22 protein-coding genes are annotated in these 22,655 nt (G+C 72.4%); 14 read left to right on the top strand and 8 right to left on the bottom strand.

Annotated elements, in window-relative coordinates; genetic code table 11:
* Both QK440_RS29210 and QK440_RS29205 read left to right on the top strand, forming a co-directional pair.
* The coding region (locus QK440_RS29210) for a hypothetical protein (RefSeq protein ID WP_282796223.1) at nt 1-502 on the top strand (502 nt) is incomplete at its 5' end.
* Between the two features lie 589 nt (nt 503-1,091).
* A complete protein-coding gene (locus QK440_RS29205) occupies nt 1,092-1,748 on the top strand; it encodes a DUF2637 domain-containing protein (protein ID WP_282796222.1) in 657 nt (218 codons plus the stop codon).
* Nucleotides 1,749-2,000: 252 nt separating this feature from the next.
* Here the strand turns inward: QK440_RS29205 and QK440_RS29200 are convergent, their stop codons facing one another.
* On the bottom strand, nt 2,001-2,444 hold the full coding sequence (locus QK440_RS29200; RefSeq protein WP_282796221.1) for a MarR family winged helix-turn-helix transcriptional regulator: 444 nt from the start codon (nt 2,442-2,444) through the stop codon (nt 2,001-2,003).
* 123 nt (nt 2,445-2,567) lie between these two features.
* Here QK440_RS29200 and QK440_RS29195 point away from each other — a divergent pair, with 123 nt between their 5' ends.
* Entirely contained in the window at nt 2,568-3,125 is a 558-nt protein-coding gene (locus tag QK440_RS29195) for a quercetin 2,3-dioxygenase (protein WP_282796220.1), read from the top strand.
* Nucleotides 3,110-4,009 carry an alpha/beta hydrolase gene (locus QK440_RS29190; protein WP_282796219.1) on the top strand — a complete coding sequence of 300 codons (900 nt, stop codon included), beginning with the start codon at nt 3,110-3,112 and terminating at the stop codon, nt 4,007-4,009. The genes QK440_RS29195 and QK440_RS29190 overlap by 16 nt, the downstream gene beginning before the upstream one ends.
* 142 nt (nt 4,010-4,151) lie before the next feature.
* On the opposite strand, the gene QK440_RS29185 is transcribed toward QK440_RS29190, so the two are convergent.
* Complete coding sequence (locus QK440_RS29185) at nt 4,152-4,694, bottom strand: GNAT family protein (RefSeq protein ID WP_282796218.1); 543 nt, start codon at nt 4,692-4,694, stop codon at nt 4,152-4,154.
* A 246-nt stretch (nt 4,695-4,940) separates the two neighbouring features.
* Here QK440_RS29185 and QK440_RS29180 point away from each other — a divergent pair, with 246 nt between their 5' ends.
* The 3 genes from QK440_RS29180 to QK440_RS29170 all read left to right on the top strand — a co-directional run bounded on the left by QK440_RS29180 (nt 4,941) and on the right by QK440_RS29170 (nt 7,952).
* Complete coding sequence (locus QK440_RS29180) at nt 4,941-6,050, top strand: hypothetical protein (RefSeq protein WP_282796217.1); 1,110 nt, start codon at nt 4,941-4,943, stop codon at nt 6,048-6,050.
* Nucleotides 6,051-6,381: 331 nt separating this feature from the next.
* Nucleotides 6,382-7,137 (top strand): GAF and ANTAR domain-containing protein, encoded by a 756-nt coding sequence (locus QK440_RS29175; protein ID WP_282796228.1) that lies wholly within the window; start codon nt 6,382-6,384, stop codon nt 7,135-7,137.
* A gap of 248 nt (nt 7,138-7,385) precedes the next feature.
* Nucleotides 7,386-7,952 carry a cysteine hydrolase gene (locus QK440_RS29170; RefSeq protein ID WP_282796216.1) on the top strand — a complete coding sequence of 189 codons (567 nt, stop codon included), beginning with the start codon at nt 7,386-7,388 and terminating at the stop codon, nt 7,950-7,952.
* Between the two features lie 52 nt (nt 7,953-8,004).
* Here the strand turns inward: QK440_RS29170 and QK440_RS29165 are convergent, their stop codons facing one another.
* Nucleotides 8,005-8,526: a hypothetical protein gene (locus QK440_RS29165; protein ID WP_282796227.1), complete on the bottom strand. Its 522-nt coding sequence runs from the start codon at nt 8,524-8,526 to the stop codon at nt 8,005-8,007.
* A 417-nt stretch (nt 8,527-8,943) separates the two neighbouring features.
* On the opposite strand from QK440_RS29165, the gene QK440_RS29160 reads away from it, so the two are divergent.
* The 3 genes from QK440_RS29160 to QK440_RS29150 all read left to right on the top strand — a co-directional run bounded on the left by QK440_RS29160 (nt 8,944) and on the right by QK440_RS29150 (nt 13,768).
* Nucleotides 8,944-9,876: a LysR family transcriptional regulator gene (locus QK440_RS29160; protein WP_282796215.1), complete on the top strand. Its 933-nt coding sequence runs from the start codon at nt 8,944-8,946 to the stop codon at nt 9,874-9,876.
* 184 nt (nt 9,877-10,060) lie between these two features.
* Nucleotides 10,061-10,897: a pectate lyase gene (locus QK440_RS29155; protein ID WP_282796214.1), complete on the top strand. Its 837-nt coding sequence runs from the start codon at nt 10,061-10,063 to the stop codon at nt 10,895-10,897.
* Nucleotides 10,898-11,227: 330 nt separating this feature from the next.
* A complete protein-coding gene (locus QK440_RS29150) occupies nt 11,228-13,768 on the top strand; it encodes an alpha-L-arabinofuranosidase C-terminal domain-containing protein (RefSeq protein ID WP_282796213.1) in 2,541 nt (846 codons plus the stop codon).
* A gap of 48 nt (nt 13,769-13,816) precedes the next feature.
* Here the strand turns inward: QK440_RS29150 and QK440_RS29145 are convergent, their stop codons facing one another.
* Complete coding sequence (locus QK440_RS29145) at nt 13,817-14,350, bottom strand: DUF2000 domain-containing protein (RefSeq protein WP_282796212.1); 534 nt, start codon at nt 14,348-14,350, stop codon at nt 13,817-13,819.
* A gap of 49 nt (nt 14,351-14,399) precedes the next feature.
* On the opposite strand from QK440_RS29145, the gene QK440_RS29140 reads away from it, so the two are divergent.
* On the top strand, nt 14,400-15,233 hold the full coding sequence (locus QK440_RS29140; RefSeq protein WP_282796211.1) for an AraC family transcriptional regulator: 834 nt from the start codon (nt 14,400-14,402) through the stop codon (nt 15,231-15,233).
* Between the two features lie 35 nt (nt 15,234-15,268).
* On the opposite strand, the gene QK440_RS29135 is transcribed toward QK440_RS29140, so the two are convergent.
* On the bottom strand, nt 15,269-15,679 hold the full coding sequence (locus tag QK440_RS29135) for a (2Fe-2S) ferredoxin domain-containing protein (RefSeq protein WP_282796210.1): 411 nt from the start codon (nt 15,677-15,679) through the stop codon (nt 15,269-15,271).
* A 145-nt stretch (nt 15,680-15,824) separates the two neighbouring features.
* Nucleotides 15,825-16,949, bottom strand: coding sequence for an amidinotransferase (locus QK440_RS29130; protein ID WP_282796209.1), 1,125 nt, complete (start codon nt 16,947-16,949; stop codon nt 15,825-15,827).
* 408 nt (nt 16,950-17,357) lie between these two features.
* On the opposite strand from QK440_RS29130, the gene QK440_RS29125 reads away from it, so the two are divergent.
* A complete protein-coding gene (locus QK440_RS29125; protein ID WP_282796226.1) occupies nt 17,358-19,409 on the top strand; it encodes a pectinesterase family protein in 2,052 nt (683 codons plus the stop codon).
* 261 nt (nt 19,410-19,670) lie between these two features.
* On the top strand, nt 19,671-20,762 hold the full coding sequence (locus tag QK440_RS29120) for a glycoside hydrolase family 43 protein (RefSeq protein WP_282796208.1): 1,092 nt from the start codon (nt 19,671-19,673) through the stop codon (nt 20,760-20,762).
* Nucleotides 20,763-20,858: 96 nt separating this feature from the next.
* On the opposite strand, the gene QK440_RS29115 is transcribed toward QK440_RS29120, so the two are convergent.
* The gene (locus QK440_RS29115; protein ID WP_282796207.1) at nt 20,859-21,092 is read right to left on the bottom strand and encodes a hypothetical protein; all 234 of its coding nucleotides are present in this window, start codon (nt 21,090-21,092) and stop codon (nt 20,859-20,861) included.
* Between the two features lie 116 nt (nt 21,093-21,208).
* Between QK440_RS29115 and QK440_RS29110 the strand changes: the two genes are divergently transcribed.
* Complete coding sequence (locus QK440_RS29110) at nt 21,209-21,790, top strand: TetR family transcriptional regulator (protein ID WP_282796206.1); 582 nt, start codon at nt 21,209-21,211, stop codon at nt 21,788-21,790.
* Between the two features lie 20 nt (nt 21,791-21,810).
* On the opposite strand, the gene QK440_RS29105 is transcribed toward QK440_RS29110, so the two are convergent.
* Nucleotides 21,811-22,251, bottom strand: coding sequence for a protein-tyrosine phosphatase family protein (locus tag QK440_RS29105; protein WP_282796205.1), 441 nt, complete (start codon nt 22,249-22,251; stop codon nt 21,811-21,813).
* Nucleotides 22,252-22,655: the final 404 nt, after the last annotated feature.

The raw sequence follows: 22,655 nt of genomic DNA, 5'->3' as shown, positions 1-22,655 counted from the left end.
GCCCCGGCGCACGGCGGCGGGCGGCGCGCCGTCCACGACCCCGCCGGAGGACCCGCCCGCCTCCGCGCGCCCGCCCGCGTCCGCCGGACCGCCGCCCGCGTCGCCCGGCGCCGGGCTCGGCCGCGCGGGCGGCAGGATCAACCCCGGCTCCAACCCCTACTGGTCGCAGAGCGACCTCACGGTCAGGGTGACGAAGCCGCTGACCTCCCTCACCGTCGAGCTGCGCGTCGCCCGCGCCGGGGAGGTCGCCGACACCGGCAACTGGCGCACCCTGCCCGCCGAGGACTTCGACGTGCTGGTCGCCGAACGCGACGGCTTCCTCGTCTACCGCTGGACCCTGCGCCCCGGCCGGACCGTGCCGGCCGGGCGGCACGTGTTCGCCGGCCAGTACAACCACCCGGACGGCGGGCGCGACGCGGGCGACGACACGTACGCGGTGCACGCCCGCGCGGCGGGCGAACGAGGCGACGACAGGGGCGACTTCACCCCGGCCTCCCGCTGAACCGCGCGCCCCGGCACGGCCCCGTCGGCCGCCCACGCGCGATAAGTGTTTTTCATGAGATTCCTTCACTCATTCGCCGCAGTATCCGCCATAGTGGGGCGGCGTTAGTTGGGATATGACGAAGGCTACTGGTGACGGGTGTTTTGGAGTTCTCGCAGCTCAGCAGCGAGAGAATGAGCCGGTCGAGCGATCGGTGAGGTTGGGGCCGTACATCTACACTCCCGCTCCGAGACACCCCTCGGCCCCCACCAATGGAACACTGACCAAAGGTGGACTCCCGGTGACACTCCGGGCGACGGAGCCGTTGATCCGGGAATTCGTGGAAGCGATGAGCTGCTTGGAGGCAGAGCTTTCCCGCCGCTGGATCGGTACGCAGGACCGGTCCGCTTTCTCCGGAGCAGAGTAGTCGGGCCGTACCGTGTATCACGAGCGAGCCGACCACTCTGACCTCTTCGGTCAGCCGGACGCGTTTCCCCAGGTCGGCACGGGCCGGCACCGGGCTGCCGCGGACCCTTTCCTGGACGCCCCGATGTCCACGGATCCGACCTGGGATCCCACCGAGGAATTGGCCTTCATACTTCAGGACGCGATGGAGGAACGACGTGAACCGCGCCTGAAGTTCCCCGCGGGTCGCGACGACCCCGACCCCCTTCCCGACTCCCCCTTGAGCAACCTCCAGGCAATCACGGAGGAATTGCCGCCGGTACGGCGGGTGCACCGAGGACACCGCCGCGTCCGGGAACGCCGGAATTACAGCCGCCTGCGGGTCCTCAGCCTGATCGTCGCCGGACTCGCGGCGGCGATCGCGTCCGCGGTGAGTTTCTTCGGCGGCATGGTCGCCTACGGCCCTTTGCACCTCGTGGCCGAAAGCCGTACGTCGGACGGAATGGTCGCGTGGTGGCCGCTGCTGGTGTACGGGCCCTGGGTGGTGGCGGCGCTCTCCGTCCTGCGGGCCGCGCTGCACCAGCGGCGCGCCGTGCACTCCTGGTGCGTCGTCCTCTTCTTCTCGGCGACCGCGGTCGTCATGTGCGTCCTGCAGTCGCCGAGATCCGTCACGGGCCACATGGTGGCGGCTCTGCCCTGCATCGCGTCGCTGGCGTGCTTCCAGCAACTGATCCGCCAGATCACCCTGACCCGCCCGCCCCGCCGCGCCGTCCCCCGCCACCGCGTACGCCGCCCCACCCCGGACACCCCGCCCGCGACCCCACCGAAAACCCCCCAGGCCCCACGACGCAAGACGCTGTGAACGAAGGGACCCGGCGGCCGGGGCACCACCACCGGCCCGTCCCCATGCGCGCACGACCCCCGTCACCGGGCGGCCTCACCCAGGCCGCCCGGTGATGCACGTCCGCCCACGCTCCTGATCCACCTCGCGACGATCGCTCCCATGACCCGCCGCCTCACCGGCGAAGCCACCCCGAACTGGCGTGGAACCTGATCTGGCGGCACACACACCGCACAGGGCGAAACGCTCAGTCAGTGACGGGGGTACGACGCCTCACGTCGAGCGCGGGGCGGGCGGCTCGCCCCATGGCGCCTCCAGTGCCGCGCGCAGGGCATCGGCGTTCTCCCGGCCGATCCGCTCGGCGAGCTGCTCCTCCAGCCGCTCGAGGATGAGGCCGGCCTGGCGGTGAGCGCGTTCCCCCTCCGCGGTGCGCCGGATCAGCCGCTGCCGGGCGGAGGCGGGGTCGGGGGTCTGCTCGAGCAGTCCGGCGGCGACCAGGCCGTGTACGGCCTGGTGCGCGGTCTGGCGGGTGACGCCCATGCGCCGGGCGAGCTCCGAGACGGTGGTGCCCTGGTCGTCCAGCGCGGCGAAGAGCTGCACCTGTGTCGGGGACACGGGTGTGGCTCCGCCTGCTTCCAGGGCCGTCAGCAGCCCTTCCTCGAACCAGCGCCGGGCGTCGCCGAGCAGTTGGGGGAGATTGCGGCGGGTGGATTGCATCTGTTCCTCACGACGACGGAGAGCGGGACCGGGTCACCCGCACGGCTTGCCTGCGCGAACGCCCCTATGTCAGGCTACCTGACAGTCGCCACGGGCACGGGGCAGATCCGAGGAGAACAAGACATGACCATCGAGTACGCCACCCGCTACCGGCGGGCCTCCCGCATACCCGCGGAACCGGGCAAGCCCTACTTCATCGAGAAGGGCGAAGGGGACCGCGCCCACCTCTTCGGCGACCTGATCACCATCTACGCCGGCGGCGAGCAGACCGAGAACACCTTCAACTTCTTCACCGTCGAAGGCCCCAAGGGCGACATCATCCCGGCCCACCTGCACACCGACACCCACGAGGTCTTCTACATCACCGCCGGCGCCGTCCGGCTGTTCGTCGAGGACACCGAGGGCAACCAGCAGGAGAAACTGCTCACCCCGGGCGACTTCGGCTTCGTACCCAAGAACTGCCGGCACGCCTACCGCATGGAACGCCACCACAGCCAGGTCGTCGGCGTCGCCGCCGGCCCCGGCGGCACCTTCGAGCGCTTCTTCGAGAACTTCGGCGCGCCCGCCGAGCAACTCGGCCTGCCCGCCGAGCCCGTCATCCCGGAACCCCACAAGTTCGCCGCCGTTCCCGAGCGGTACGACGTGCGCTTCCTGCCCGACCACCAGTGGCGGACCCGGTGACGGCGGCCGGGCCCACGGTCCGGGACCTGATCGCCGCGCCGCACCCCGACCGCGCCGCCCTGCCACCCGCCGAGGTGCGGGAGTCCGGCATCCGCACGCTGCGCGGCGTGCCCTACCACGTGACGGAGGGCGCCCGCCCGCTGGAACTGGACCTGTGGTTGCCGAAGGACGACCGGGCAGGGCCTGTTCCGCTGGTGCTGTTCGTCCACGGCGGCTCCTGGCGCCGGGGGCGGCGCGACGACATGGGCCTGCGCACCCGCGCCTGGGATCCAGGACCGTTCGCGCGCATCGCCGCTGCGGGCTGCGCCGTCGCGAGCGTCGACTACCGGCTCAGCGGCGAGGCCGCCTTCCCCGCCCCGCTCGACGACGTGAGCGCCGCACTGCGCTGGCTCACCCTGCGCTCCGCGGAACTCGGCGTCGACACCCGGAGGACGGTGGTGTGGGGAGAATCCGCCGGCGGACACCTCGCCGCGCTCCTCGCCCTGACCCACACCGCCCCGCCCCTGGCCGGCGCCGTGATCTGGTACGCCCCCAGCGACCTGACCACCGCACGCGGCTGCTTCACCCCCCAAGACCCCACCACCCCCGAAGCACTCCTGCTCGGCGCGGCCCCGGCAACCGTCCCCGGGCGCGCCCGCGCGGCCAGCCCCCTCGCCCAAGCCCACTCCGGCGCACCGCCGTTCCTCCTCGTCCACGGAAACGAGGACACCCTGGTGAGCTGCTCTCACAGCCGGTCCCTCGCCGCCGCACTGGAAGAAGCCGGGGCACAGGTCGAACTGCGGACGGTGGCGGGCGCCGACCACGGCTGGCACCGGCTGCCCGACGCCCAGGTCGAGGAGATCTTCACCCACTCCCTGGCCTTCGCCCGCCGCCTCGTGACCTGACAGGGAGTGCGCCCACGGCGCTTCGCGTGTCACATGGCGATCCCCGCTGTCCCGTCGGGAAACCAGCGGCCCGCGGCGACTGCTTCCCTTGTCGGCTCCTCCCGGGGCGGGCGGGGGGCGTGGCACCCCCTCACCTCACCGCTCACCCCTCCGCGCCCTCCTTCCAGTCCCGGGCGAGGAGTCCCAGCAGTACCTCGTCCAGGAACTCGCCCAGCACCCACGCCGAGGAGCGCAGGACGCCCTCGCGGACGAAGCCGTTGCGTTCGGCGGAGCGGAGCATCGCGGTGTTGTCCGCCAGGGTCTCGATCTGGAGCCGCTGGAGGCCGCGTACGACGAAGCCGTAGTGGCACAGCACGGCGACCACGTCGGTGCCGTAGCCCTTGCCGCGGGAGGACGGCCGCAGGCCCAGCCCGATGTGCGCGGAACGGCTGTGGTTGTCGATGCCCCAGAGCGTCGCGGTGCCGACCAGGGCGTTGCCCTCCAGCTCCACCACGGAGAAGGAGACGACCGAGTGGTTCGTGTCGTCCACCTCGAGCCGCGGGTCCTTCGCGCCGGGCCGGACCGGCCGCCACGGGCTCCCCTCGGCCCGGGAGCCGTTGACCACGTCGTCATAGAGCTCGGTCCGCAGAATCGGGATGTCGTCCTCGTGGCGGGCCCTGAGCCCGACCTTGGTGCCTGTGAGCATCCGAGATGTCTATCCGGCCGCACCGAGCGGCGGCAAACCATTTATCCGGGGCCGCCGTCGGCCCGGCCCGGGTGCCGGTCCGCCGCGCGGCGGAGGCGGGTGGTCCCCACGGCTGACGCGCCGGGCCCGTCGCTCGCGGAGTCTGTCGTCTTGTCCGGGGTGCGGAAGCGCGCCGGAGACGCCTGGCACGACCGGGAGGGCCGGGAGAACCGGGGCGACCGGGACGACGGAGATACGGAGGCCGTGGTGGCTGTTTCCACCGACTCGCGGACCAGCACCGGTGCCGGGGCGGCGCCCGGCACCGGGACGGCGGCGTGGCGGCGGCGGTGGCCCACCTGGGCGCCCCGCGCGGCCGCCGTGTGGGGCGTGGCGTACGCCGCCGTCCAGGCCGGCTGGGCCGCTACGGGGACCAGCGTGCCGGTGACGCCCCATCAGGCCTGCACACCCGCGGTTCACTTCGGGCTCGCCTCCCTGGCCGTGCTGGGCGGCGCCGCGGCCAGGGCCACCCTCCGGCCGCTCGACGGGTTCCCGCGGAGGGCGGTGGGGGCGGCGCTCGCCGTCGCCGTCACCGTCTTCGGGGCGGGTGCGCTGGGCGCGATGACGATCGTCGTCACGCTGGTGACGCTCTCCGGCATCGAGAGCGCCACGGGAGCGGCGCTCAGTCTGCTGCACGCGACCGGCGCCGCCCTCCTGCTGCTGACCGCGGTGGCCTGGTGCCGCGGACGGCGGGGCCGCTGCCCGCGGTGCGGGCACCCGCATCCCGCGGGCGGCAACGGCACGCCCGTTCACCCGGGCCCCTCCAGGGCCTCGGCGCGGACCCGGGTAACGGCGTACGTCCTGCTGTGCGGCCTGCTGCCCTGGGCGGGCCTGAAGACCTTCTGGACGCTGGGCGGTGACGCGCTGGGAGTCACGGCGGAGGGCTGGCGGCAGCTCAACGAGGGCTCCGGGGCCGCCGGGGCACTCGCCTCGGTCGGGCTCGACGCCTCGGTGGCGGCCGCGCTGCTCGGGGTCTTCCTGGTGACGGGGCTGCTGTACCGGTGGGGGACGGTCTTCCCGCGCTGGACGCTGATCCTGGCCGGACGCCGCGTACCACGCCTGCTGCCGCTGGTACCGGCCTGGCTGACCGGCGGTGCCCTGTCGGTGTACGGGGTGGTCCTCAACGTGCTGGCACTGCTCGGCGCCACCGGCGTGACAGCGCCCTTCGAGCCGCGACCGCCTTTTCCCACCAGCGCGTCCCTGACCTGGATGGTGTGGTTCGGCGGCCTTGCCTTCGGCGGCCTGGGTCTCGCCCTCCTCGTGGCCGCCCGCTCCTACGCGGCGCGCACCCGCTCCCTCTGCGCGGGTGCCCGGCGGTGAGAGGGCCGGTCGCGTGGCGGGGCCGGTCCGTGCGGCGCCGAGGGCCGTCGGCACGGAGCTCGCCGTCCGTCCCACCCTCCAGTACGCCGGTGCCCGCCGCGCACCCGGCTCCGTCGCTGCCAAGCCGCGGCGCCCTTCCCCCTGCCGAGCCGCCCGCCCGGGTCAGTCTTTCCGGTGCCCGGGGGCCGCTTCGGCGGACGCGGCGGCCGCCCGTGGGGGAGTATCCGTTCCGGCGTGAGGCATTCGGCGGAACAATGACACCGGGGCAGGCGCCGCGTCCCGGGCAGCGAGTCCGGGGAGCGGCTCGCGCACCAGGAGAGAGGGTCGCGTGATGGCACAGTGGGAGCGGGACGAACGCCTCGCGCGGGCCTTCCTGGAGCTGGCCGACACCTTGAAGGACGGCTTCTACCTGGTCGACTTCCTGCACGTGCTGACGGACCACATGATCGCGCTGCTGGACGTGTCGGCGATCGGGGTCGTCATGATCGACGCCCAGGGCAGACTGGTCGACGTGACCGCCTCCACCCACACCGCGCACCAGTTGGAGGAGGCGCAGATCGAGTTCGACGAGGGCCCCTGCAAGGACAGTTGTGCCCGGCACGAGCAGGTCGGCCCGGTGGACCTGTCCGAGCCCGCGAGCGTCGTCCGCTGGCCGCGCTTCACCAAGGCCGCCCGCAAGGCCGGCTTCGGCGGCGTGGCCGCGCTGCCGCTGCGCCTGCGCGAGGAGGTCATCGGCGCGGTGAACGTCCTCCACGTCCGCGCCGACGGCCTGCACCCCGCCGCGCTCCGGCTCGGGCAGGCCCTGGCGGACGCGGCGACCATCGGCATCCTGCACCAGCGCCTCTCCCACGACCAGGCCGAACGCGTCGGCCAGCTCCAGACCGCCCTCAACAGCCGCATCGTGATCGAACAGGCCAAAGGGGCCCTCGGGGCCCGGCTGAACATCCCGCCCGACACCGCCTTCGAGCGGCTGCGCGCCCACGCCCGCTCGAACCGCATGTCCCTGACCAAGCTCTGCCAACAGGTCATCGAGGGCCGCGTGGCCATCGAGACGTTCGGCGCGCCGCCCGGTCGACATCACCCGTAACGCCCGCCCGCCTGACGACCCTTGACGCCCGCCCGCCCGACGTCCCCTGACGCCCACACGGTCGGTGTCACCCCTGATGCCTGCCCGGTCGGTGTCACCCCTGACGGCCTCTCCGTGCCCGCGCTCGGCTTCGACGGGCAGGCGGACCGCCGCCGTCGCACATCACCCCGGTCCCGAGGGCCGCATAAGATCCGGACACCAGAACTGGCAGTCGGATACGCCCTCTTGACCTCGCTCCTGGAGACGACGTGAGCAGCAGCGCCCTTCTCGTGATGGACGTCCAACAGGCCGTCGTGGATCTCGTCGACGACGGCTCCTCCGGGTACCTGCCCCGGCTGCGCAGGGCCATCGACGGAGCCCGGGCCGCGGGCATGCCCGTGATCTACGTGGTCATCGCGCTGCGGCCCGGCTTCCCGGAGGTCGGTACGCGCAACAGGGCTCTCGCCGCCATCGCCCGGGACGGCCTGTACGTCGAGGGCGCCCCGGGCACCGCGATCCACCCCGAGGTCGCGCCCCGGCCGGGCGACGTCGTGGTCACCAAGAGGCGGGCGAGCGCGTTCTCGGGCAGCGACCTCGACGTGGTGCTGCGGGCACGGGGCATCGACAGCCTCGTGCTCGCCGGCATCGCCACCAGCGCCGTGGTGCTGTCCACCGTGTGCCAGGCCAACGACCTGGACTTCGGTCTCACCGTCCTGTCCGACGCCTGCCTGGACCCCGACCCGGAGGTGCACCGGGTCCTGGTCGAGCGGCTGTTCCCGCAGTGGGCGGACGTCACCGCCGTCGACGACTGGGTCGAGGCGATCGCACCTCACTAGGGTTTGGCCGCGGCCCGGGCGTCCTTGCTCCCGGCGAGGATGCCGAGCGTGGTCACACGCCTTCCTTGACGATGAGGACCGTGGTGCGCCGACCGCCGTCGTGCTGCTCGAAGAAGTCGTCGGCGGATCGCCGCGGCCCTTGCGGATCAAGGATCGTCCACGGGAGGTCGGAGGCATCGAGCAGAGGCGTCACCGCACGCCCGACTACACGGCGTTCGCCCTCGTCGTTGTCGTTGTTGTCGTCATTGTCGTCGTGCCCGCGCCAGCTCACCACCAGCGGCAGGTGGACGTCGTAGATGAACATGAGAGAGGTGAGGACATTAAGAGAATAGTCCAGTCCGGAATTCCGCATGAATACGGCGGTCCTGGCGCCGGCCAGCGTAAGACCGAAAGCGACGCCCACCGCGCTGTCCTCGCGCGGTGCGGGCACGTGGCGGGCGGGGAATCGCGAGTCCTCAAGTATGCGGAACAGCCCTTTGGGGTGAGCGTACGGGACGCTGACGAAATGCGTGAAACCATGATCGAGGAATGCCCGCACCGCGGTTCTTGAGGTGGCGTCGTGCACCGTGTCCATCACGGGTGAAACTCCCGTCCGGTCGCGTGCTGGAGGGAGCGGCACGAGGGAGCGTCCCCTCTCTTGGCGGCCGCGATCATGCTTCGACCCAGAGTGTGCCTGGTGGGCCCGCTGGACCTCGATCGGGTTCTCGTATCGGCTTCCGGCAGTATCCAATCGGTCTCCCGCGTAGGTCTCTGCGCTTCGACGGACTGACAGACGCGAGCTGGCCGGCGCATTCTCAACGCGTCGGCGACAGGCCCCTCTCACTGCCTGAACGTACTCAGGACTGGGACTCAGGTCGACAAGGAATGTCAGATATGGCGACAGGGATTCCCTTCCACTGACTCGTGGTTGCAGGATGAAGTCATGCAATAGCCGCTGCGGCGACGTCCGGCGGATTGGCCGGTTTATGATGAGCGGCGGAGGTGGCTCGTCATGCGCGTGGAACAGTTGGAATACCTGATGGCGGTCACCCGGGCGGGGTCGTTGCGCCGAGCCTCGGAGGAACTGCACCTCTCGCAACCCGCGCTGAGCGAGACCCTCCGCAACCTGGAGCGCGAACTGGGGGTGGAGCTCCTGGCCCGCAAGCGCTCCGGAGCGAAGATCAGCGACGAGGGCCGCCAACTGCTGCCGCACATCGCCGGGGTGCTGGACGCGGTCGACCGGCTGCGCCAGGCAGCCGACAAGCAGCGGCACATCAGCCGCACGCTGCGGCTGGGCACGGTCAACGCGGCCACGGCCACGCTCCTGACGCCGGCCATCCGGGAGTTCCGCGCCGCTCATCCCGCGACCCGGATCGAAGTGGTCGTGGACCGGCAGGACGGCGTCCACCAGCATGTCGCCGAGGGCGGATTCGACCTCGGCCTGGTCAGCTACCTGCGCGGCGAGGCACTTCCGCCAGGCCTGCACACCACCGAGCTGCTACGAGGGTGCCCGGTCGTCTGCATCCGCCCGGACAGCCCGCTGGCCGCGCTCAAAGCGGTCACCGTCAGCGATCTGCTCTCCCAGCCGCTGATCGTGATGCGATCCGGCTATGCCATGCATCGCTACATGCACCGGCTCCTCAACGGCCGAGCACCGTCCTTCTCGTACTCGGCCGACGGCGCCGAAATGAGCAAACTGATGGTCGCCGAGGGGCTCGGCGCCACCGTGCTCCCCGACTACAGCGTGCTCGACGACCCCCTTGAGCGCAGCGGCACCATCACCTACCGGCCACTGGCCGACGGCATCACCGAACTCCGCGTCGTGATCCAGCGGCGCCACGCACACCCGCTGCCCACAGCGGCCCGCGACCTGCACGCCATACTCGTACGCCGAGCAGCGGAACGGCGCAGGCACCGACCCACATCACAAGCCCCCTCGCGCTGACCGCCTGCTTGCCGTTCCCCGTGGTGTCGCTCGGCGGCCGGGGCGGGGGCCGGTCGGCGTGGTGGGCCCGGCCGTTGGCGGACGAGTGACCGACGTCACCGGAGCCGCCGGAACCCGGCGGCAACCCCTTCCCGGTCAGCGGCGACCAAGAGGCGCAAGGATCCCCCACGCAAGGAATCGGGACATGACACCACGAGCGAACCAGCGCGTACGCCACCGCCGTTCCCTGACCCGCCGCAGGGCCGTCGTCGGCGGGGTGGCCGCGCTCGGCCTGACCGGCGCCCTGGTCATCACGGACTCGATGCAGTCGCAGGCCGATGCGGCGCCCTCCTGGCCCAGGCCCACGGCTCAGCAGCCGGTCCCGAAGACCATCGAGGTCAAGGCCGGGAAGACCCATGACGGCGAGCTCAAGCGGTACTACGGCACCGGTGACCTCGGCGACGGCGGGCAGGGCGAGGGCCAGGCGCCCCTCATCAAGCTCCAGGACGGTGCCGTCCTGAAGAACGTCGTCATCGGCTCCCCGGCCGCCGACGGCGTGCACTGCATGGGCAGTTGCACCCTGCAGAACGTGTGGTGGGAGGACGTCGGCGAGGACGCCGCCAGCTTCAAGAGCAAGTCGGCCGGTGCGACGTACACCGTGACCGGCGGCGGTGCCCGCAAGGCCGACGACAAGGTCTTCCAGTTCAACGGCGCGGGCCGGCTCATCATCACCAAGTTCCAGGTGGCGGACTTCGGCAAGCTGGTCCGGTCCTGCGGCAACTGCTCGAAGCAGTACAAGCGCGACATCGTCGTGGACGACGTCGACGTGACCGCGCCCGGCGGGTCGATCGTGGGCGTCAACACGAATTACAACGACACGGCCACGCTGCGCAAGGTGCGCATCCACGGCGACGGCGCCAAGAAGATCAAGACGTGCACCCGCTGGACCGGCAACGACAACGGCGACGAGCCGGTCCAGACCGGCCACGGCCCGGACGGCAAGCACTGCAAGTTCACGGCCGCTGACATCAGTTACCACTGACACCCGGACAGGGTGCGGTGAGGAACGGCCCGGCCGGAACCTCCGGCCGGGCCGTTTCCTGCGTCCTCCTGCGTCCTCCTGCGTCCTCCTGCGCCTTCGGGTGCCCTCCTGTGCCCTCGGATGCCCTCCGGGAGCGCACGCGGCCACGCTCACGCCGAGCCGAGGCCGGGCCCAGACCTGACCCGGGCCCAAGGGCAGGGCCACCCGGCCCACTTGCCCCCGAGTCCTGCCCCAGGCGTTGACGCCCGCCCTCCACCTCCCTAGGTTCTGTGCGAGGTTACGACCAGCGTACGAGATACCGAACAGCCCCGAGCGACTGTAGAGGTGTTCATGGCACGCAGACGATGGAGAACCGGACTCACCGCGGGCATCCTGCTCGCCGGGACGCTCGCCGCCGGCCCCGGCGTGGCGGCCGACCGCCCGGGCGCCCCCCGGCTCGCCGACGGCACCGGAGACGGCGCAGCCGGGCCCGCCGACTACACCCTCGACATCGACCCCGCCCGTACCGGCGCGAAGATCGACGACTCGATGTACGGCGTGTTCTTCGAGGACATCAACCGCGCAGCCGACGGCGGGCTCTACGCCGAGCTGGTCCAGAACCGGTCCTTCGAGTACGCCGCCGCCGACCACCCCTCCTACCGCCCCCTGACGTCCTGGCAGGTCTCGGACGGCGGCCGGGCGGAGGTCAAGGACGACGCGGGCCGCCTGAACGGGCGCAACCGCGCCTACCTGGTCCTCGGCGGCGGCTCGGCCGTCACCAACTCCGGCTACGGCACCGGCATCGCGGTCCGCGAGGGCGAACGGTACGACTTCTCGGTGTGGGCCCGCGCGGGCGAGGGCTCCGGGGCGCCGCTCACCGTCACCCTGCGGGACTCCTCCGGCGCGCTCGCGCCCGCCCGCCGCGTCACCGCGCGCGGCGGCTGGGCCCGGTACGAGGCGTCGTTCACCGCGACCCGGACCAGCGCCACCGGGCGCCTGACCGTCGCCGCCGCGCGCGAGACGGCGCTCGACATGATCTCGCTGTTCCCCCGCGACACGTACAAGGGCCGTGCGAACGGCCTCCGCAAGGACCTCGCCGAGAAGATCGCGGCCCTGCGCCCCGGCTTCCTGCGCTTCCCCGGTGGCTGCCTGGTCAACACCGGCAGCCACGAGGCGTACGACGAGGAGTCCGGCTGGCAGCGCGCGCGCTCCTATCAGTGGAAGGACACCGTCGGCCCGGTCGAGACCCGCGCGTCCAACGCCAACTTCTGGGGCTACAACCAGAGTTACGGCCTCGGCTACTACGAGTACTTCCAGTTCGCCGAGGACATCGGCGCGATGCCGCTGCCCGTCGTGCCCGCCCTCGTCACCGGCTGCGGGCAGAACGAGGCCACCGACGACCCCGCCCTGCTCGAACGGCACATCCAGGACACCCTGGACCTGATCGAGTTCGCCAACGGCCCGGCGACGAGCGAGTGGGGCCGTGAGCGCGCCCGGATGGGCCACCCCGAGCCCTTCGGCCTCACCCACATCGGCGTCGGCAACGAGGAGAACCTGCCCGAGGAGTTCTTCGCCCGCTTCCAGCGGTTCCGCGCCGCGATCAAGGCGAAGCACCCGGATATCACGGTCGTCTCCAACTCCGGCCCCGACGACAGCGGCACGGTCTTCGACAGGGCCTGGAAGCTCAACCGCGACCACCACGTCGACATGGTCGACGAGCACTACTACAACAGCCCCCAGTGGTTCCTGGAGAACAACCACCGCTACGACGCCTACGACCGCGAGGGCCCCAAGGTCTTCCTCGGCGAGTACGCCTCCCAGGGCGACACGTTCTCCCACGCCCTCGCCGAAGCGGCGTTCATGACCGGCCTGGAGCGCAACGCCGACGTCGTGAAGCTCGCCTCGTACGCCCCGCTCCTCGCCCGCGAGGACTCCGTGCAGTGGAGGCCGGACATGATCTGGTTCGACGGCGACCGCTCGTGGGGCTCGGCCAACTACGAGACGCAGAAGCTCTTCATGCGCAACGTCGGCGACGAGGTCGTCCCCTCCACCGCCTCCGCCACACCGGGTGGCGAAGGCCCTCTCACCGGCGCCGTCGGCCTGTCCACCTGGGCCACCAGCGCGGCGTACGACGACGTGAGGGTGACCTCGGCGGACGGCGAGACGCTGTTCGCCGACGACTTCTCCGCCGGCGACGGCCGGTGGACCAGGGCCGCGGGCGCCGGCTCGTGGGCCGTCGAGGACGGAGCGTACGTCCAGTCCGACACCGGCGCCGAGAACACCCTGGTCACCGCGGGGGACAAGGAGTGGAGCAACTACGACCTGCGCGTACGGGCCACCAAGAAGGCCGGCAGGGAGGGCTTCCTCGTCGCCTTCGGCGTCAAGGACACCGGCACCCACTACTGGTGGAACCTGGGTGGCTGGAACAACACCCGCTCGGCCGTGGAGAAGTCCGTCGGCGGCGCCAAGCGGACACTGGTCGAGAGGGCCACCACGATCGAGCCGGGCCGCGCCTATGACCTGCGCGTGCAGGTGCGCGGCCGTCAGGTGACGCTCTTCCTGGACGGCGAGAAGTGGGGCTCCTTCACCGACGACGAGCGGGCGGAGCCCTTCCGCCAGGTCGTCACCCGGGACAAGGCCACCGGCGACCTCGTCGTGAAGGTCGTCAACGCCCGGGCGGCCACCGCCCGTACGCGGATCGCCCTCGGCTCCGCGGTGCCCGTCGCGCGGACCGCGCGCGTCACCACGCTGACCGCCGCCCCGGACGCGCAGAACACGAAGTCGGCGCGCCCCGTCAAGCCGGTGACGTCGACGTTCACCGGGGTGGACCGGACGTTCTCCTACGACTTCCCGGGGCACTCCGTGACGTTCCTGAGGATCAGGACGAGGTGACCGCGCGCGTCACACGGGCCGGGGCCAACCCCTGCCGGGCCCCCGCTCTCAGGGGTGCATCCGGGCGCCCTTGAGGACCTTGTCGACCGCCGTGCGCGGGCCGTGCACGGCGAGGCCGACCAGGTCGAGGCCGGCGGTGGGGACGGCCCGTACCGCCGCGCGGTTGTCCCGGTCGTTGCCGGTGGCGAACAGGTCGGAGGTGAAGACCGCCCGGGGCAGACCGCGCGCCAGGGCACGGCCGTGAGCCGCGGTGAGGATCTCCTTCGTGCCTTCGAAGACCAGCACGGGCTGGCGGAACATCGGCAGGTACGGCGTGCCGTCCGCGTCGGCGTACGGCTCCCCGATGACCTCGGGGAGCTGGGTGCCCAGGCCGCTGACCAGGAAGGCGGTCACGTTCAGCCGCTGCCATGTCCTCAGGTCCGCGCGCAGCAGGACAGCGATCTTGGTGTCGAAGCGTACGGGTGCGGGCGCGGGTGCGACGGTGGACGCGGGTGTGACTGTGGGTGCGGATGCGGGTGCGACTGTGGACGCGAGTGCGGGTGCAGGTGCGGGGGCCGTCGTGGTGCTGTCGGTCTTCGTCATGCCCCGAGCCTGCCGATCACCCCGCCGGGCCGTCTTGTACGTTCTTTGCATGCCGCGCCCGCAGGAGGTCACCGCGTGGCGCCCGCGCGTACCGGGCGTCGAGGAGGTCCTCCACGCCCGCTTCACCGAGCACGCGTACCCGATGCACGTGCACGACGCCTGGACCCTGCTGATCGTCGACGACGGCGCGGTCCGCTACGACCTGGACCGGCACGAGCGCGGCACCCCGCACGACACGGTCTCCCTGCTGCCGCCGCAGGTCCCGCACAACGGCTCGCCCGCCACCGCGCACGGCTTCCGCAAGCGGGTGCTGTACCTGGCCACGACCGTCCTCGACACCGGCCTCGTCGGCCCGGCCGTGGACGCCCCCGACATCGCCGATCCCCTGCTGCGCCGCCGCGTCGGGCAACTGCACACCGCCCTCGCGCGGCCGGGCGACGAACTGGAGGCCGAGAGCCGCCTCGCCCTGATCGGCGACCGGCTCCGCGCCCATCTGCGCCCCCGCCCCACCGCGCCGCCGCCACGGCCCGCCCGCACGGTCGCGCACCGGCTGCGCGACCTGCTCGACGCGCGGCTGCCGCAAGGCGTGACCCTGGGCGAGGCCGCGGCCCTGGTGCACGCCCACCCCTCGCACCTGGTACGGGCGTTCAGCACGGCCTTCGGTATCGCGCCGCACCAGTACCTGATGGCCCGCAGGGTCGACCGGGCCCGCCGGCTGTTGCTCGACGGCCTCCCCGTCACCGAGGTCGCCGCGGCGGTCGGCTTCTACGACCAGGCCCACCTGAGCCGGCACTTCAAGCGCCTGCTCGGCGTCACCCCGGGACGCTACGCGGGGCGCCGCCCGCCCGGCGGACCGGCGCCGGACGGCTGGGCCCTCCCGTAGCGGGGGGGGGGAGCCTGACGGGCCCGCGCCGGAGGTCAGTCCTCGTGCTCCTGCCGCACCCGGCGCGAGGGCCGGAACGTGTAGAGGTCGAGGACCGCGGGCGGCTCGGCGAGGCCGGGCCCGCCGGCCCGTACCCAGGCGGCGATGTCGGCGCTCGCGCCGGGGTCGTTGACCTGGCCGAGCCAGACGGGACGGCCGCCCGCCGCGCGGCCCGCGGGGGACGGCTGGACCACCACGACGTTGGCGCGCTCGCACACGTCCAGGCAGTCCGTGCGCCGCACCTGGGCGACCTCGGCCAGCGCGGCGCGCAGGTCGGTGAGCTGGGCCTCGTGGTCGAGCAGGGGAACCTTCGCCGGTGTCCCGCAGCAGCAGCCGCGGCAGACGGAGACGGTGGGGCGGGCGGCCCGCGGCGCGGCGGAGGCCTTCTTGGGGGACGGGAGCGGCATGGGGGCCAGTATGACCGCGGGCGCCCGGACGGTGATCATCAGGGTCCCGGGCCGCGGTACCGCCGGGACCGGGGCTGGGCGGCGGGACCGGGGCCGGGCGGCCGGGCGCGACCCGCGGCGCGCCCCGCCACCCGGCCGGGCCGGCTCAGTCGACGTACGACTCCAGGGTGCCGCGGCGCCGGACGTCGAGCGTCGCGCAGTGGAACGAGCCCCCGAACGGCGCGTAGTGCAGCAGGTCGCAGGGGATCGGCTCGAAGCCCCAGGACTCCAGCGCGCGGAGCATGTCCGTGTGGTGCCGCTCCGCGATCACCTGGCGCTCGTTGATCATGAGGACGTTCATGCTGAGCCACTTGCCGCACATCGAGGTCAGCTTGAGCACGTTCTCGTCGATGGGGTTGGGCTCGGGGGCGACCAGCACGTCCCAGGAGCGCAGGACGTCGGGCAGCCGGTCGGGGTCGACGTACTCGGGGTTGACCAGCACCTTGCCGGGCGCGAGCGGCATGAACGTGGTGTCGATGTGCATGGGCGTGCGGCACCGGCTCTCGATCTCGTGGATGCGGTAGCCGGGGCCGAGGTGGCGGCGCAGCCACTCGATGCCCATGCGGTTGGTGACGCTGCTGCGCGTGACGAACAGGTCGCGGCCCGCGCGCACGAAGTCCGCCGCGTCGAAGACCGGCTCGAACTCGGTGGTGATGTAGCGCATCGGCTCGCCCTCGTCCGGGGGCGAGAAGTCCTTCTCGAACAGGGCGTCGGTGAGCTCCGGCCGGGGCGCGGCGGTCCAGCGCGCGCCCCGCCGGAAGTAGTCCTTGAGGATCGTGCGGTAGGCGTGGGTCTCGAAGTACCGGCACGGCCACGCCATCGGCGTCTCGATGATCTCGTCGCCGATCACCAGCATGCTGTCGCGCGGGCAGGCGGTGCAGAAGCCGTGCGAGGACCAGTGGGGGGTGCTGAACCGCTCCTTGTGGTCCACCACGTCGGGGCGCGTGACCGTGACGCCGAGGGACTCGAGGAGGGTGATGAACTCGTCGAGCTCCCGCTGCGCCGGCTCGACGAGCACGGACGGGTACTTGAAGCCGGAGGCGAACCCCTGGAGCCGCGCCGCCCACGGCGGGACGTTGCTGGTGACGACGGGGTGGCTGGAGGGGAACGTGGCGCCCTCCAGCCGGCCGACGACGACCTCCTCCAGCGGATCCCACTCGGTGTGCGAGTTGACGGGGGAGACGAGACGCTCCCCGGCGGTGTCCGTCCCGTCCGACGCGGCTGCCTTCACGTGGGCCCACTGCTTTCGTTCGCGGAAACAGATGACGTTGCGTGTTGACGATTTTACTGACGGTGTCTGCCCTCTGTCGATCGCCGCGCACACGCGATGTCCCACGCCGTGCGCACCACGCGGATACCCGTGTACGCCATCCGCACGCGGGCCCCGCGACGCGCGTTCCCCGCTCGCCTCCGCCCGTTCCCCCTCCTCCGCCCCACCCGTTCACCCGTTCCTCGCCTGTCCGTCGGCCCGCCTGTCCGTCCGCCTCTCCGGCGCCTCCATCCGGCCCCCTCCGGCCCCGCCGTCTCCGCCTGTCCGCTTCCGGCCCCGTCCGCGCGGCAACCCTTCCCGTGCCCGGCGGCGACTGATCAGCGCAAGGCCCACCCGGAACCACCAGGACGGATGAGGCACGTGAGGGCGATGAGGGACAGGGCGCGGCACCGCAGGAGCAGACTGGGCCGGGCCGTCGGCATCCCGGTGGCCGTGGCGGCGGTCGCGGGGCTGGCGTACGGGGCGACGCTGGGGTCGTCCGGCGCGGACGCGCGGCCCACCGCGCCCGCACCGGCCTGGGCGGCGGCCGAGGCCGACGGGTTCGCCTCGGTGCACGCCCTCGGCCAGCGGGGCACGTACGGGGGGCGCGAGGGCGAGACCGTCACCGTGCGGACGCTCGCGGAACTGGAGAGGTACGCGACGGCCCCGGAGCCGTACGTCATCGTCGTCGACGGCACGATCGCCGTGCGGCCGGCGGGCAAGGAGATCAGGGTCGCGTCCGACAAGACGATCGTGGGCGCGGGCACGCGGGGCCACCTGGTGGGCGGCGGCTTCTTCCTCGGCCCCGGCGTCCACAACGTGATCATCCGCAACCTGACGATCTGTGACTCCTACCAGGGCGTCTGGAACGACAAGGACCACGACTTCGACGCCGTGCAGATGGACGGCGCCCACCACGTGTGGATCGACCACAACGACCTGCGGCACATGGCGGACGGCCTGATCGACGTCCGCAAGGACGCCACCTACGTGACGGTGTCCTGGAACAGGCTGAGCGACAACAACAAGGCCTTCGGCATCGGCTGGACCGGCAATGTCAGAACCGACATCACGATCCACCACAACTGGCTGCGCGAGACCGGGCAGCGCAACCCCTCCACCGACAACGCCGCCCACGCGCACCTGTACAACAACTACCTGGAGGACGTCCCGGGCACGGACATCACCTCCGCGTACGGCGTCTACTCCCGCGGCGCCACGAGCATGGTCCTGGAGAACGGGTACTTCCGGGGCGTCAGGAACCCGGTGACCAAGGACGCCACCGCGGCCCTCGTCCAGCGCGGCAACGTCTTCTCCGGCACCGGCGGGCGCAACGAGAGCGGGGGCACCGCCTTCGACCCGAAGCGGTACTACCCCTACCGCCTCGACAAGGCGGCGGACGTCCCGGCGCTCCTCAAGTCCGGGGCGGGGCCGCGCGCTTCGATCGGTACGACGGCCACCGCGGGCCGCGCCGCCCCCGGAGCGGCCCGGACCCTCACGGTCGCCAAGGACGACAGCGGGCAGTACCGGACCGTGCAGGCCGCCGTGGACGCCGTACCGGAGGGCAACCGCTCGCGGGTCGTCATCGCGGTCGGGCCGGGGACCTACCGCGAGACGGTCAAGGTCCCGGCCGGCAAGCCGCACATCACCCTCCAGGGCACCGGCCGCAGCCGCAAGGACACGGTCATCGTCCACAACCGCGCGGCGGGCCTCCGCAAGCCCGACGGCTCGGGGACCTACGGCACCTCCGGCAGCGCCACCGTCGCCGTCGAGGCGGACGACTTCCAGGCCCGCAACCTCACCTTCTCCAACGACTTCGACGAGCAGGCCCACCAGCACCTGAAGGACCACCAGGCGGTGGCCCTGCGCACCGCCGCCGACAAGGTCGTGCTGGACTCCGTGGTCGTCGAGGGCGACCAGGACACCCTGCTCCTGGACACGGCCGCCAGGGACAGGACCGGGCGGGTGTACGTCCGCGACTCCTACGTGGTGGGCAACGTCGACTTCGTCTTCGGCCGGGCCACCGCCGTGATCGACCGCTGCGTGCTGAGCCTGAAGAAGCGCTGGGACGGTACGTCGCAGGGGTACGTCACCGCGCCCAGCACCGCGGCGGGCCGCAAGGGCTTCCTGATCACCCGCTCCGCGGTCACCGGTGACGTGGCGCCGCGCAGCTTCCACCTCGGCCGCCCCTGGCACGCGGGCGGCGACGCCACGCTCGACCCGCAGGCGACCGTGCGCGACTCCCGGCTCGGCGCCGCGGTCAGGCCCGGCCCGTGGACGGACATGGGCGGCTTCTCCTGGAAGGGCGACCGCTTCGCGGAGTACCACAACACCGGCCCCGGCGCGGGCCCGGAGAGCGCCGACCGCCCGCACCTGAGCGACGCCGAGGCCGCCCAGCAGGAGATCGCCGACTGGCTGGGCGGCTGGACCCCCGCGCCCTGACCAAGGGCCGCGCCGACCCGATTCCCGCCCCGGGCACCGGATTTCCGGCGCCCGGGGCGGCTGTCGTGTGCCTTTCGGCAGCAGGAGGCGCAGAAGTCCGTCCCGACCCGTTGACCTCCCCCCACCGCGCCTCTACGGTTTCGGCGTTCGACATGACAGATGTTGTACGGGATATCGAACGCATGGCTTCGTAGGCCCCTCCGTGTCCTCCGCCCGCACCCGGCCTACGGTCACCTTCGCCGTCGAAAGGCAGACCTCTCCATGACGCGCCACGAACTCCCCGGCCGCAGAATGCTGTTGAAGGGCGCCCTCGCCACAGGCGCCGCCGCGGGAACCCTCTCCCTCGCGCCCGGGGCCGCCGCCCGCGAAGGCGCCGCGCCCGGGGCCGCCGCGGCGTCCGCCCCCGTCATCAACCCCCTCGTCCGCAACCGCGCCGACCCCCACGTCACCCGGCACCGCGACGGCCACTACTACTTCACCGCCACCGTGCCCGAGTACGACCGCATCGTCCTGCGCCGCTCGCGCACCCTGCGCGGCCTCGCCACCGCCGAGGAGGCCGTCGTCTGGCGGCGGCACACCAGCGGGGACATGGCCGCGCACATCTGGGCGCCCGAGCTGCACCGGGTCGACGGCAGGTGGTACCTCTACTTCGCCGCGGCGCCCGCGCACGACGTGTGGCGGATCCGCATGTGGGTCCTGGAGAACCCCCACCGCGACCCCTTCAAGGGCACCTGGACCGAGAAGGGCCGGATCGCCACCGCCTGGGACACCTTCTCGCTCGACGCCACCACCTTCACCCACCGGGGCGCGCGCTACCTCGCCTGGGCGCAGAAGGAGCCGGGCGTCGACCACAACAGCGCCGTCTTCCTCTCCCGGATGGCGAACCCCTGGACGCTGACCGGTCCCCAAGTGCGGCTCACCACACCCGAGTACGACTGGGAGTGCGTCGGCTTCAAGGTGAACGAGGGCGCCGCGTTCCTGCAGCGGAACGGACGCGTCTTCATGACGTACTCCGCGAGCGCCACCGACGCCCACTACTGCATGGGGCTGCTCACCGCCGACGCCGACCGCGACCTGCTCGACCCGCGCTCCTGGACCAAGTCGCCGCGGCCGGTGTTCACCAGCAGCGACGCGACCGGGCAGTACGGGCCCGGCCACAACTCCTTCACCGTCGCCGAGGACGGCCGCACCGACGTGCTCGTCTACCACGCCCGCCCGTACCGGGACATCGTCGGCGACCCGCTCGACGACCCGAACCGCCACACCCGCGTCCAGCGCCTGGCCTGGCACCCCGACGGCACCCCCGACTTCGGCGTCCCGGTACCGGACGGCCCGGTGTCCCTGGGGCGGTGACCGGACCGGCGGCTCCCGGCAGACCGGCGGGGCCCGGAGCCGCCCTCCGGGGGAGGCGCGGCGGCACGGCCGGTGCGGACCGTCGGGCGGGGCCGGTCAGCGGGTGAACGCGGCGTTGGCCTTCATCAGGAGGGGGATGAGGGCATAGGCGGCGACGGGGACGACGATCGCGGTGAGGATCAACGTCCGCAGCAGAAGCGGCAGGTGGGCGGTGGCCGGTCCGAGCACCCCGAGGGCCACCGTGATGGTCGGGTAGACGGCAAGCCAGGTGATCAACGCCCGGCGGTGGACGGACGGGGGCGCGGGCGTGGCAGGCGTGCTGGCGGGCATGGGTGTCTCCCCAGGTCGGATGGGCAGGAGTGGCATCTCCAACCGTTGGGTTGGAGTCTGGCACAGGGGTTCCCCGAAGTCCAACCGTAGGGTTGGAGATGGCCTAGGATGAGACCATGGCCTGGGACACAGCACGCACGAAACAGCTCCTGCTCGACGCCGCGGTGGAGGAGTTCGCCGAGCACGGCCCCGAGGGAGCCCGCGTCGCCCGGGTCGCCGACCGCGCCGGTGTCAACAAGGAGCGGATCTACCAGTACTTCGGCAGCAAGCAGAAGCTGTTCGTCGCGGTGCTGGAATCCGAGTTGCGGAAGATCGCGGCCGCGGTGCCACTGACCCGCGAGCAAGCCGGTGACCTCGGTGACTACGCGGGCCGGGTCTTCGACTACCACCGCGAGCATCCGCACTTCGTGCGCCTGCTGGCCTGGGAGGGCCTGCAGTGCCAGGTCCGGGTGGCGGCCGAGTGCGAGCGCACCGACCACTACGACGAGAAGATCGCCGCCGTCGTGGAGGCGCAGCGGGCCGGCGCCCTGACCGATGACGTCGCGCCGGGCCAGCTCATGCACGCGGTGATCGCGCTGACCGCGTCATGGTTCACGCTGCCGCAGCTGGCCCGGATGCTCATGCCCGCCGTCGTGGAGGAGGGCCCCGCAGCCCAGCGCCAGGCCCTGGTGAGCCTGGTGCGCCGCCTGACCGGATGAGAACCGGCCCGGAGGGGCTTCTAGCTCCGGAAGCTCCGGAAGCCGCGGACGTAGCGGCGCTGCCACGGTGTCTCCACCGCGCGGCGGTGATAGCGCGCGCGGACGTAGGCCACGGCCTCGTCCGCGGGCACGCCGTCGAGCACGGCGAGGCATGCGAGGGCCGTCCCGGTGCGGCCGACGCCCCCGCCGCACGCGACCTCCACGCGCTCCGTGGCGGCGCGGGCCCACGCCTCGCCGAGCAGCCGCCGTGCCTCCTCGCGGTCCGCGGGCAGCCGGAAGTCGGGCCAGCGCAGCCAGCGCGCCTCCCACGCCACCGGCGGCGCGGGCCGGCCGAGGAGGTGGACGGCGAACGTGGGCACGGGCCCCTCCGGCAGCGGGTGGCGCAGCCCGCGCCCACGCACCAACCGCCCCGAGGGCAACCGGAGTACACCCGCGTCGGCGTCGTTCCAGGTATCGGCCATGCCGGTCACCGTATCCGGCGGCGGACCTCGTGGACACTGTGAGCTAGCCGATAATCATCGGTTTCTAACGGAATCTTGACTTCGGCAGGGCATAGTGCATGACATGACAACCATGGTTCCTGTCTGCCCGTACTGCGGGCGGGTCGAGTGCATCTGCCCGGCGCTGGGCGGCGGCCCGGGCCCGGCGTCCGCGGTGACCTCCGCGTTCCCGTCCGCGTCCGCGACGCCCGGTGGCGCCCGGCTCAGGAGGCCGACGGCCGCGCCGCCGCCCTCGTAGCGGGACCCGAGGTGAGCCCCGGACACCGTCGCGGTGCTCACCCCGGTCCGCCACGGCGCCGCGCGCGGCCGCCGCTGACCACCCGCCGTCCGCCCGCCGCTCGACCTGCCGTCGTCGGGGGCGCTGT

The organism is Streptomyces sp. CC224B (assembly GCF_030010595.1).
Classification (GTDB): domain Bacteria; phylum Actinomycetota; class Actinomycetes; order Streptomycetales; family Streptomycetaceae; genus Streptomyces; species Streptomyces longispororuber.
Note: the sequence above shows the minus strand (reverse complement) of the source record. Positions and strands in the feature narration are given on the sequence as shown.